The following is a 12,353-nucleotide window of genomic DNA, read 5'->3' on the forward strand; positions in this document are numbered from 1 at the left end:
ACCTCGGCCTTGTGCTCGGGCTCGACGTGGATGGTGACCGTGCAATCGGCGAACTCGTTCTCGAGCGCGGTTTCTAGCCGGTCACAGATGTCATGCGCGCGCTCGACGTGCATATCGCCGGCCACCACCAGATGAAAATCGATGAACGTGCGCCGCCCGGCGTGGCGGGTACGCAAGTCATGCGATTGATACGCGCCCTGCGAGTTCTCGAAGATCACGGTACGAATCCGGTCCAGCTCGTCCTCGGGCACGGCCTCGTCCATCAGCCCGCCCAGCGAGGCGCGCACGAGCTGCCAGCCCGACCACAGGATATTGAGCGCCACGGCCGCCGCGATCAGCGGATCCAGCCAGAGCCAGCCGGTGAGTGCCACCAGGGCCACGCCGGTAAACACGCCGATCGATGTCACGACATCGGTATACAGATGCTTGCCGTCGGCGGTCAGCGCCGGCGAGCGCAGACGCTGCCCCTGGCGTACCAGCACCGCGGCCCAGACACCGTTGAGCACGGTGGCCGCTGCGTTCAGCGCCAGACCCTCGATGGGGGCGGCGATCGCCCGCAGATCAAACAGCGTCTGTACCGCATCGTAGAGGATCGCCCCGGCGGCGCCCACGATGAGCACGCCCTCGGCCACGGCCGAGAAATACTCGGCCTTGGTATGGCCATAAGGATGATTGGCATCGGGCGGGATTGCGCTGACGCGAAGCGCGGCCACCGCCGCGCCGGCCGCCACGATATTGATGATCGATTCCAGCGCATCGGAATACAGCGCGGTACTGCCCGTCAGCCAGTAGGCCAGATATTTCAGCGCAAAGACGGCCACGCCGATGAGCATGCTGCCCAGCGCATAGCGAACGGTCGTGATCATGAAAAACGCGTGGCCGGCAGAACGACGCGGATCATAGAAGCTCGGCGCCGCCTCGGCAATTCATGGCCCGGTGTCGATAATCCGGGCCACGGGTCAAGAGTTTAGCCTAGGGTTAGCGTGAGTCCCGCCCGCTGAGCCAGTCGGTCAGCCAGCGCCCCAGCGACGTATGGCCGGCCAGATAAGCCACGTAGGCCCCGAGTGCGCCGCGTTGGCTGGCCTGAACGGTGACTGCCCGTGTCACCGCGAACAGACAGACGGCGCTGGCCACGATCAGCAGCAGCGCCCAGGCCCAGATCGAGCCCACCGGCATGACGAGCGATAGCGCCACGAGCGTACCCACCCAGGGCACGAGAAACAGCGGCTTGGTCAGGGTGTCTGCGGCGATCAGCAGATAGCCCGCCCAGGACGGCATGCGCTGGCTGCGGCGACGGTCGTCGTTATCGTCTGTCATGCGAAGGCGGCGGGTTGTGAAGCGGTCATTACACAATACGATGCTGGCCGGGCCCGGGTTTCACAAGCCCGGGCCGGCTTATTCCGTCACGTTGGCATCCATGGGCGCGCCAAACGGCTGTGACACAGCGATCGGCAGGCTCGGCGTCAGAGCGAGCGGGGGCAGTAGCGTGGCCTGGTAAGCATGATAGAGATCGGCCTTGAGATGGCCGTCCTCGGCGTGGGGCGCCAGATTGGCGTCCAGCTCCTGAACCCAGCTGCCGTTCACGGTATCGATATAGACATCGCGTACGTGATCCCATATCCGCCGATACCAGGCTTCGTAGCCCGGCTCGTCGGTGCGGGTCGCCAGCGCGGCGGCCGCGGCCAGTGCCTCGGCCTGTACCCAGTGACGGCGACGCGTGGCACAGGGCTGGGCCTGCCAGTTCACGGTATAGACCATGCCGGGCGCGCCGTCGGCCTCCCAGCCCACGGCCACGGCGCGATCGAACAGCGCCTTGGCATCGTAGAACAGCCAGTTTGGCGCGTCGCGACCGGCCGCCTTGAGGCCGGCTTCAAGGCTGATCAGCAGACGCGCCCATTCACAGCCGTGGCCGGGCGTGGCGCCAAAGGGGTAGAACCCGTCCTCGATGGCATCGGCGTTGCACTCGCGCCATTCACGCCAGTCGCCGTAGAAATGCTCGACGATCAGATAGTCGTTGTCCGCGGCATGGCGATGAATGATGCGTTCGCCGATCGCCAGCGCCCGGTCATACCAGGTGGGGTCGTTCAGTACGTCGGCCAGCACCAGGCACAGCTCGACGGCGTGCATGTTGCTGTTGGCCCCGCGATAATCCGAGCGCGCCGTCCAGGCCTGATCATAGGATTCGCAGTACGTCTGTGTCTCGGCCGACCAGAAATGCTGCTCCAGTACGGCCAGTACCGCGGCCAGCAGGTTGCGCGCTCCGGGAATGCCGGCCTGGGTGGCGCTGGCCGCTGCCAGGCCGACAAAGATCTGGATATAACACTGCTTGGAATCATCGCCCCCGGCCGCCGGTGCGCGTTGATACCAGCCGCCGTACTCGCCGTCGCGCAGCAGCTCGGCCAGGGCGGTCATGCCATGGGTGGCCATCGAGGCCGCGCCGGGCACGCCGGCCATCGCGGCCAGGCTGTAACAATGGGTGTGACGGGCCGTGACCAGCGTGTCGGCCACGGCGTCCTCGGCCAGCCGGCCATGAACGTCGAGCGCGGCAAACCCGCCGCCCGGCAGGGCCGCCGCACGATAGAAATGCAACAGCCGCAAGCCTTCCTGATCCAGCCACAGTCGATGGACAGGCTGGTCGATCCAGCGCGCGCCGGGGGCCGGGTTGGCATGTTCTAACGGGTCGATGACGGACACGCACACTCCTTGAGCGAGACACGCCGACAACGAACCCTGCCGGCGTAAAAAAGCTAACCGTTGACGACAATACCGCCGTTGGGATGCAGTGTCTGCCCGCTCATGAATGACGCATCCCGACTGGCCAGAAACACGAAGCACGGCCCCAGCTCGCTGGGCTGGCCGCAGCGGCCCATGGGCGTGTTGGCGCCGAAGTTCTCGACCATCTCCGGGTCGTGCGCGCCCAGGGTGGCCGGCTGCAGGGGCGTCCAGACCGGCCCCGGGGCCACCGCGTTCACCCGGATGCCGCGCCCGACCACCTGATTCGACAGGCTACGGGTAAAGGCAATGATCGCGCCCTTCGTTGCCGAGTAATCGACGAGAAAATCCGGGCCGATATACGCATTGACCGAGGCGTTGTTGATGATCGTGTCACCGGCGGTCATATGCGCCAGTGCGGCCTTGGCCAGATAGAACTGGCTGTGCATGTTGGCCGCGAAGGTGTCTTCCCATTGGGCGTCGGGCAGGGTGGTCAGATCGGTATTGACCCATTGCGTGCCGGCGTTGTTGACCAGGATATTGAGGCCGCCCAGCACCTCGATCGTCTCGGCCACCGTGGCCCGGCAGGTGTCGGCATTGGCCAGATCGCCAGCGATCAGATGACAGCGCGCGCCCTCGGCCTCGACCAGGCGCTTCGTCTCTTGCGCGTCGTCTGTTTCACTGAGATACGCCACGGCCACATCCGCGCCCTCGCGGGCGAAATGGATCGCCACCGAACGCCCGATGCCCGAATCGGCCCCGGTCACGAGTGCCACCTTGCCGGTGAGTTTGTCCGCGCCTTTATAGCCGTCGCGGATCATCTCGGCGGCCGGCTGCAGGGCGGCCTCGCTGCCGGGCAGATCCTGGGATTGTGCGGGGATGTTCGGTTGGTCGGACATGACGGTCTGCAAAGCGCTGGAAACAGGCGCTCAGTCTGCCCGTTTCGTGGGTCATGCAGCCATTCGTAGAATTACCCGACCGACTCGGCCACCCGGGCGATCGCCCGCTCCAGGCGTGCCATGCCCTCGTCGATATCGGCCTCAGGAATGATCAGGCTGGGCGCAAAGCGCAGTACGCCCGGCCCGGCCACCAACAGCATCACGCCTTCATCAATGCCCGCGGCCAACGTATCGCGCCCGGCCTCGCCAAAGCGGGCGTTGAACTCGGCCCCCATCAAAAGCCCCAGGCCCCGAATCTCGGCAAAGCAGTCGTACTTGGCATCAATGGCTTCCAGATGCTTGCGAAACAGCGCGTGGCGCTCGGCGACACCGTCCAGCACCTCGGGCGTGTTGATGGTCGATACCGCGGCGTAGCCCACGGCACAGGCCAACGGATTACCGCCGTAGGTCGAGCCGTGCGTACCGACCACGAACACCTCGGCCACATGCTCGGTGGTGAGCATCGCGCCGATCGGAAAACCGCCGCCCAGCGCCTTGGCACTGGTCAGGATGTCCGGCGTCACGCCGTAGTGCATATACCCGTAGAGATGGCCGGTCCGGCCCACGCCGCACTGCACCTCGTCGAAGATCAACAAGGCGTTGTGGGCATCCGCCAACGCACGCAGGCCTTCCAGAAATTCTGGCGTGGCCGGTGTGACGCCGCCTTCACCCTGCATGGGCTCCACGATGATCGCGCAGGTGTTCTCATCCACCAGCTCGCGCGCCGAATCCAGATCGTTGTACTGCCCGTGCACGATACCGCCCGGGATCGGCCCGAAGCCTTCGGTGTACTTCGGCTGGCCGCCGACCGACACCGTGAACCACGTCCGCCCGTGGAACGACTGGCGAAACGACACGATCTTGTCTTTTTGCTTGCCGTGATGATCGTGGGCATAACGCCGCGCCAGCTTCAGCGCGGCCTCGTTGGCCTCGCCGCCGGAGTTGCAGAAGAACGCCTTGTCGGCAAACGTCGCCTCGACCAGCGTCTTGGCCAGCCGCAGCGCCGGCTCGTTGGCATAGACATTGGACAGATGCCAAAGCTGCTCGCCCTGGGTCTTCAACGCATCCACAAGGGCCGGATGCGCATGCCCCAACGCATTCACCGCAATGCCGCCGGCAAAATCCACGAACTCACGCCCGTCCTGATCCCACAGCCGGCTGCCGTCCCCACGCACGGGAATGATCGCCTGCGGGTTGTAGTTGGGCAGCATGTAGGTGTTGAAATCGTCGCGGGTCGGGGTCCAGGTCATGGTCTTCGTCCAATGGGCAGACAAGTGTGCGCGGGCCGTATTGTGGCGCGTCCAACGCGCGCGGTCACGGCATGCGCCAAGTGGCCGTCAACAACAGCGTCCAACGCCGACCGGCCACGAGCCGCCAGGCCGTTTTACAGATCGCCCGTGGGTGGCCGGCCCACCCGCCGGGCAATGCCGTTTACGATAACGGCCCGATACGTCCTTGGCGGTACCCACCAGGCACCCGCGGCGAGTGGCACCGTGTATGACCGTGTCGTGATGTGCTGGCGACGTGATGCCGGGTCGTGCACGGTTGTGCCCACGCGGCCAAAAAGTTTCGACGAGACCTTAGTCATGAACGCATCCGACGCCACCTACGATATCCCCGCGCATAGCGAACCGCAGGGCGTTCGAGAAGCGAATATTGAAACGGCGTTCATCGAAAAACTGCGCGGCCTGAAGTACACGATCCGGCCCGACATTCGCGACCGGGCCGCGCTTGAAGCCAACTTCCGCGAAAAGTTCGAAGCCCTGAACCGCGTCACCCTTACCGACGGCGAGTTCGAGCGCCTGCTGGGTGAGATCGTCACGCCGGATGTGTTCACCGCCTCGCGCACCCTGCGCGAGATCAATGGCTTCACCCGCGACGACGGCACGCCGCTCAACTACACGCTGGTCAACATCAAGGATTGGTGCAAAAACACTTTTGAGGTGGCCAGCCAGCTACGCATCAATACCGATTACAGCCATCATCGCTACGACGTGATCTTGCTGATCAACGGCGTGCCTGCCGTACAGGTCGAGCTGAAAACGCTTGGCATCAGCCCGCGGCGGGCCATGCAGCAGATCGTCGATTACAAGAACGACCCCGGCAGCGGCTACACGCGCACGTTGCTGTGCTTCGTGCAGCTATTCATCGTCAGCAACCAGACCGATACCCGTTACTTCACGAACAACAACAATCGCCACTTCGCCTTCAACGCCGAAGAACGGTTCCTGCCGATCTACCAGTTCGCCGCCGAAGACAACACCAAGATCACGCATCTGGACGACTTCGCCGATGCCTTCCTGGCCAAATGCACGCTGGGCCGCATGATCAGCCGCTACACGGTGCTGGTGGCCAGCGAGCAGAAGCTGCTGATGATGCGTCCGTACCAGATCTACGCCGTCAATCGCATCATCCAGTGCATCGAGGAGAACAGCGGCAACGGCTATATCTGGCACACCACCGGCAGCGGCAAGACGCTGACGTCTTTCAAGGCGTCCACGCTGCTCAAGCACAACCCCGAAATCCACAAGTGCCTGTTTGTCGTCGACCGCAAGGATCTGGATCGCCAGACCCGCGAGGAATTCAATCGTTTCCAGCCAGGCTCCGTCGAGGCCAACACCAACACCGCCACGCTCGTGCGCCGGCTGCTCTCGGACGACTACGCCGACAAGGTCATCGTCACCACCATCCAGAAGCTGGGCCTGGCGCTAGACGAACAGAGCAAGCGTAACCAGAGCCGCCAGCAGCGCGGCCAGCAAACCTACTCGGACCTGCTGGCACCGCTGCGCGACAAGCGCATGGCCATCATCTTCGACGAATGCCACCGCTCGCAGTTTGGCGATACCCACCAGACCATCAAGGCATTCTTCCCCAGGGCTCAGCTTTTCGGCTTCACCGGCACGCCCATATTCGAAGAGAACGCCGCACAGAAACAACAGTTTCAAACCGGCGAAAACGAAGACGATGTAAAGCAGCGCAAGACCACCGCAGACATCTTCCAGCAGCAGCTGCACGCCTACACCATCACCCACGCCATCGAGGACGGTAACGTCCTGCGCTTCCACGCCGACTATTTCCGCTCGGAGGGCGAATCGGATGACGCAGCCTCGAAGCCCGGCGCCAAACCCGGCGACACGCTGACCCAGCGCGCCGTCGTCGAGACCATCCTGGACAAGCACGACGCCGCCACTGCCGACCGGCGCTTCAATGCCCTGTTGGCCACATCCAGCATCAACGACGCCATCACCTATTACGCGTTGTTCAAGCAGATACAGGCCGAGCGCCAGGCCGAAAATTCCGATCTCGAGCCGCTCAAGATCACCGCTGTCTTCTCACCGCCCGCCGAAGGCAATGCCGACGTCCGCCAGCTCCAGGAAGACCTGCCCCAGGAAAAAGCCGACAACGCCACCGAGCCGGACCAGAAGAAAGCCGCCCTCAAACAGATCCTGGACGACTACAACGCCGCCTATGGCACCAACCACGCCATCAGTGCCTTCGATGATTTCTACAAGGACGTCCAGCAGCGCATCAAGGACCAGCAGCACCCCGATACCGACCTGCCGGGCAAGGGGGCGGAGAAGATCGATATCACCATCGTGGTCGACATGCTGCTCACCGGCTTCGACTCCAAATATCTCAACACGCTCTATGTCGACAAGAACCTGAAGCATCACAGCCTGATCCAGGCCTTCAGCCGCACCAATCGTGTGTTGAACGCCACTAAGCCCTACGGCCATATCCTCGATTTTCGTGGCCAGCAGGCCAACGTGGACGAGGCCATCGCCCTGTTTTCGGGGGCCAAGGCCGACACGGCCCGCAAGATCTGGCTGGTGGACAAGGCCCCGCAGGTCATCGAACAGTTCAAACAGGCCAAGGACGACCTGGACGCGTTTCTCGAATCCCAGGGCCTGGAATCCCGGCCCGAGGCCATCGCCAACCTCAAGGGCGACGACGCCCGCGCCCAGTTCATCAATCGCTTCAAGGAAGTCCAGCGCTGCCAGACCCAGCTCGACCAGTACACCGACCTCACCGACGAACAGAAACAAGAGATCGAGCACACGCTGCCAAAAGACGATCTAAGACGTTTCCGCGGTGCCTATCTCGAAACCGCCCAGCGCCTGCGCGAACAGCGCGAACAGCCCGGCGGCACGGATAACCCCGCCGTCGATCAGCTCGACTTCGAGTTCGTTCTGTTCGCCTCGGCCACCATCGATTACGACTACATCATGGGCCTGATCGCCCGCTTCACCGATCAGGACCCCAAGAAAGCGACCATGAGCCGCGAACAGCTCATCGGCCTGATCCAGTCCGATGCCAAGTTCATCGACGAACGCGACGAGATCACCGAATACGTCCGCTCACTGGCCACCGACACGCCCCTCGACGAACAGCAGATCCGAGACGGCTATCGCCAGTTCAAGGCCAACAAGCGGGAACACGAACTGGCCGGTATCGCCCACCAACACGGCCTGTCCGAACAAGCGTTATCCGACTTTGTGGACACCATCCTGCAACGCATGATCTTCGACGGTGAACAACTCAAAGACTTGTTCGCTCCGCTCGACCTGGGCTGGCGCGAAAGAATGAAACGCGAACTCGCCCTGATGCATGACCTCGTGCCGCTGCTCAAGAGACGGGCCGACGGGCGGACGATTTCGGGTTTGAGTGCTTATGAGTAGTGGGGCGAACGAGATGACTAAGAACGATAAACAACGCTTGCTCGTGCCCAAGCTTCGGTTTCCGGAGTACCAGAAGTCGCCGTCCTGGACAATTAAATCACTCGGGAATGTCTGTGAAATACTAAATAATCGAAGAGTCCCAATCACAACCAAAGATCGTAAGCCAGGGCCTTACCCGTACTACGGGGCAAGCGGGATCGTCGATTATGTTGATGAATTCATCTTCGATGAGCGCCTCGTGCTAGTCGGTGAAGACGGGGCAAAATGGGAAGCTTTTGATAACACTGCCTTTATTGCTGAGGATGAGTTTTGGGTGAACAATCACGCCCATGTTCTAAAGCCTATAGGAGTGATTGACACGCTTCTAGTGAGCTACCTCGTGAGAAGTGACGTGGGGCCTTATGTCACCGGCGCGGCACCACCGAAACTCACCTTGGCGAAGCTTAAACGAATACCTATCCCACTACCCCCTACTGAAGCCGAACAACAAAAAATCGCCGACTGCCTGCGCTCGCTGGACGATCTGATCGCGGCCGAGCGGCGCAATCTGGCGGCGCTGCGGGATCACAAGCAAGGACTGATGCAACAGCTCTTCCCCCGCGAAGGCGAAACCCGCCCGCGTCTTCGATTTCCGGAGTTTCAGGGGGCGGGCGATTGGGAGGTCTGCGCGGTCGGAAACATTGCCAAGATTTTTAAGGGCAAAGGCGTCGCGAAAGCTGACATCGTCGCCGGCGGATTGACACCATGTATCCGCTATGCAGAGCTTTACACCACTTACGGCGAAGTGATCACAGACATAAAATCCTACACCGATGTATCAGTTTCTGCCTTGGTACTGAGTGAAACAGAAGATGTGATCATTCCCGCATCAGGGGAAACCAAAGCGGACATTGCGACTTGCGCCTGCGTTGCGAGTGCAGGCGTCGCCTTGGGGAGCGATCTTAACGTGCTGCGATCAAAGGTCGATGGCCGTTTCTTGAGTTACTACTTGAATGGCGTAAAAAGACCTGAGCTTGCCAAGGTCGCGCAAGGCGACACAGTTGCGCATCTATATCAAGCACAAATTTCCCAACTCACCGTTGCGATTCCGACGGATGCGAAGGAGCAGCGTGTTATCGCTGATTGCTTATCAACTATCGATGGCCAGATTAGCGTGAAGGTGGCGAAACTGAACGCGCTGCGCACCCACAAGCACGGTCTGATGCAGCAACTCTTCCCGGCGTCGGATAGCGCCGTGTAATGAACCCACGAATCATTATCATCGCCGGGCCGAACGGGGCAGGGAAAACCACGTTCGCCCGAACCTTTCTACCTGATGACGCGCGCCTGCCGCGTTTCATCAATGCCGATCTGATCGCGACGGGGTTGTCACCGTTTGCACCGGAGACGGCGGCGGTCAAGGCAGGGCGCTTGATGTTGCAGGAGATAGACGATGCGGTGGCCCATGGGGAGAGCTTTGCATTTGAAACCACGTTGGCCGGCATGGGCTACCGAAAACACATTCGGCGATGGCGCGCCTTGGGCTACCACGTCAGCCTGTTCTTTCTGAGCCTGCCCGACGTAGAAACCGCTATTGCTCGCGTGGCCACCCGCGTCCGTCAGGGCGGTCACGATATTCCCGAAAACGTGATTCGTCGTCGCTTTACCGGCGGGCAGCGCCATTTCAATACGGTGTACAAGAACGAGGTGGATGACTGGGCCTTGTATGATAACGGCGGTGATGCCGCCACCCTGCTGGACTGGAGTGAGACACCATGAAATCGCGAGATATTTCCGAGGCACGCAACCCCGATCTGCGCGCGTCCGAGGCCGCGCTGCGCCGCGCGGCGCAACTGGCGCGTCAAACCGCGATCCAGACCGATACGGATCTGGTCGTGGTGCGTAACGGCCGCACGATTCGGATACCGGCCCATACCCTGCGTTACGAGGCGAAGGGTGATGGAAGCTCGGCTTCAATGCTCATAACGGCCAGAAAAGATTGAAACGGCAACAGGCCCTTGCCACAAGCCCGGCTTGACGCAACAATTTTTCGCCACACCGTAAGGCCGCGACGCGAATAGCTGTTTGATCTGGGGGCCGAACAGGCTGGTTCGCGCCTAACAAGCCTGTCTGAAAGCGCTGAACCGAGCGGTGAGGCAACGGCCGAGGAATCCTCGGTCGTTCAAATGAAAGACAGCCGCGCGGCGTGCGGCACGCGCTGACAGCTACGACCCGCACTTTGGCGTGACGCAGTTGGACGATACGCAAACACGAGAGCATGAATCTCAAGCCGCCGATGCCGCCGATGAGGCCGAGCTGGCCGCGCTGGAACATCAGGTCAAGCAACGCAAGAAACCATGACAAAAAACGACCAACAAAAACTCGGCAAAATCCTCTGGGATATCGCGGACGATCTGCGCGGGTCGATGAACGCCGATGATTTTCGCGATTACATGCTGGCGTTTCTGTTCCTGCGCTATCTCTCGGATAACTACGAGGCTGCCGCGCAGAAAGAGCTGGGTAGCGATTACCCGGACCCGGATGCGATAGACAACGGCGGTCGCACGCCGTTATCGGTGTGGTACGACGCGAATCCCGAGGATATCGAGGCGTTCGAGAAGCAAATGCGCCGCAAGGCGCACTATGTGATCGAGCCCCGGCATCTGTGGGCGAATATTGCTTATCTCGCTCGCAAGCACGATGACGAGCTGCTCGGAACCCTGCAGGCCGGGTTTAAATACATCGAGAACCAGTCGTTCGATAGCACGTTTGCCGGGCTGTTCTCCGAGATCAACCTGGGCTCCGACAAGCTCGGCAAGACCCACGCCGATCGTAACGCCAAGCTCTGCACCATCATTCAGCGCATCGCCGAAGGGCTGGCCGATTTCTCGACCGATGCCGATACTCTGGGTGATGCCTATGAGTATCTGCTCGATCAGTTCGCGGCCGGCTCGGGCAAGAAGGCGGGTGAGTTCTATACGCCGCAGCGGATTTCCGACATCTTGTCGGCGATCGTCACGCTCGATAGCCAGGCACCGGCGTCCGGCCCACGGCAGAACCTGGCCAGCGTTTATGATTTTGCCTGCGGTTCGGGCTCGTTGTTGTTGAATGTGCGTCGGCGCGTGGTCGATGCCGGGGGCACGATCGGCCAGATTTCGGGCCAGGAATACAACGTGACCACCTACAACCTCGCGCGCATGAACATGTTGCTGCACGGGGTGAAGGACACCGAGTTCGAGATCTACCACGGCGATACGCTCAAGAACGAGTGGGACACGCTGCGCGAGACCAACCCGGCGAAAAAACCCCGCTTCGATGCCGTGGTGGCCAATCCGCCGTTCAGCTATCGCTGGACACCGGGCGATGACACCAGCGAGGACATGCGTTTCAAGAACCACGGCGTGGCGCCGAAGTCCGCCGCGGACTTCGCGTTCCTGCTGCACGGGTTCCATTACCTGAAAGACGACGGCGTGATGGCGATCATCCTGCCGCACGGCGTGTTGTTCCGTGGCGGGGCCGAGGCGCGCATTCGCCGCAAGCTGCTAGAAGACGGGCATATCGATACCGTGATCGGCCTGCCGGCGAACCTGTTCTATTCGACGGGTATCCCGGTCTGCATTCTGGTGTTGAAAAAGTGCAAGCAGTCAGACGATGTGCTGTTCATCAACGCCGAAAAACACTTCGAGAAAGGCAAGCGACAGAACGCGCTGAACGAATCGCATATCACCGAGATCATCGATACCTACAAGGCGCGCCCGGATCAGGTCGAGCGTTATGCCCGACGGGTCGATCTGGACGAGATCGAGCGCAACGACTGGAACTTGAACATCTCGCGCTATGTGAGCACGGCCGAGCCAGAACCCGAGATTGATCTGGCCCGCGTGCATCAGGATCTGGTCTCGATCGAGACCGATATCGCAGACGCGGCGAAGCGGCACAACGAGTTTCTCGAAGAACTCGGGCTGCCACCGCTTCCGGGGTATGCGAACACAAAAACGTCATGATGCGAGCGTCGTAACGGCGATCCGTTCTGGGGTGTGTCGCT

The 12,353-nt window shown here is 61.5% G+C and carries 10 protein-coding genes; 5 read left to right on the forward strand and 5 right to left on the reverse strand.

The window, feature by feature from the left end; all coding sequences use genetic code 11:
- The 5 genes from SAJA_RS02530 to SAJA_RS02550 form a co-directional block, all read right to left on the reverse strand.
- The coding region (locus tag SAJA_RS02530) for a cation diffusion facilitator family transporter (RefSeq protein ID WP_148070951.1) at positions 1-866 on the reverse strand (866 nt) is incomplete at its 3' end.
- Positions 867-978: 112 nt separating this feature from the next.
- Positions 979-1,317, reverse strand: a complete 339-nt coding sequence (locus SAJA_RS02535; RefSeq protein WP_123657088.1) for a hypothetical protein — start codon at positions 1,315-1,317, stop codon at positions 979-981.
- Positions 1,318-1,395: 78 nt separating this feature from the next.
- Complete coding sequence (locus SAJA_RS02540; RefSeq protein WP_221180093.1) at positions 1,396-2,694, reverse strand: AGE family epimerase/isomerase; 1,299 nt, start codon at positions 2,692-2,694, stop codon at positions 1,396-1,398.
- Between the two features lie 53 nt (positions 2,695-2,747).
- Entirely contained in the window at positions 2,748-3,611 is an 864-nt protein-coding gene (locus tag SAJA_RS02545; protein ID WP_123657089.1) for an SDR family oxidoreductase, read from the reverse strand.
- Between the two features lie 71 nt (positions 3,612-3,682).
- Positions 3,683-4,900, reverse strand: a complete 1,218-nt coding sequence (locus SAJA_RS02550; protein ID WP_123657090.1) for an aspartate aminotransferase family protein — start codon at positions 4,898-4,900, stop codon at positions 3,683-3,685.
- 336 nt (positions 4,901-5,236) lie between these two features.
- On the opposite strand from SAJA_RS02550, the gene SAJA_RS02555 reads away from it, so the two are divergent.
- From SAJA_RS02555 to SAJA_RS02575, 5 genes are all read left to right on the forward strand, one after another.
- A complete protein-coding gene (locus tag SAJA_RS02555) occupies positions 5,237-8,329 on the forward strand; it encodes a type I restriction endonuclease subunit R (RefSeq protein WP_123657091.1) in 3,093 nt (1,030 codons plus the stop codon).
- Positions 8,330-8,342: 13 nt separating this feature from the next.
- A complete protein-coding gene (locus SAJA_RS02560) occupies positions 8,343-9,569 on the forward strand; it encodes a restriction endonuclease subunit S (RefSeq protein ID WP_123657092.1) in 1,227 nt (408 codons plus the stop codon).
- Positions 9,569-10,087 (forward strand): ATPase, encoded by a 519-nt coding sequence (locus SAJA_RS02565; protein ID WP_123657093.1) that lies wholly within the window; start codon positions 9,569-9,571, stop codon positions 10,085-10,087. The genes SAJA_RS02560 and SAJA_RS02565 overlap by 1 nt, the downstream gene beginning before the upstream one ends.
- Positions 10,084-10,311: a hypothetical protein gene (locus SAJA_RS02570; protein WP_123657094.1), complete on the forward strand. Its 228-nt coding sequence runs from the start codon at positions 10,084-10,086 to the stop codon at positions 10,309-10,311. Before SAJA_RS02565 ends, SAJA_RS02570 begins: the two co-directional genes overlap by 4 nt.
- 354 nt (positions 10,312-10,665) lie before the next feature.
- A complete protein-coding gene (locus tag SAJA_RS02575; RefSeq protein WP_123657095.1) occupies positions 10,666-12,312 on the forward strand; it encodes a type I restriction-modification system subunit M in 1,647 nt (548 codons plus the stop codon).
- Positions 12,313-12,353: the final 41 nt, after the last annotated feature.

Source organism: Salinisphaera japonica YTM-1 (assembly GCF_003788585.1).
Taxonomy (GTDB): Bacteria; Pseudomonadota; Gammaproteobacteria; order Nevskiales; family Salinisphaeraceae; genus Salinisphaera; species Salinisphaera japonica.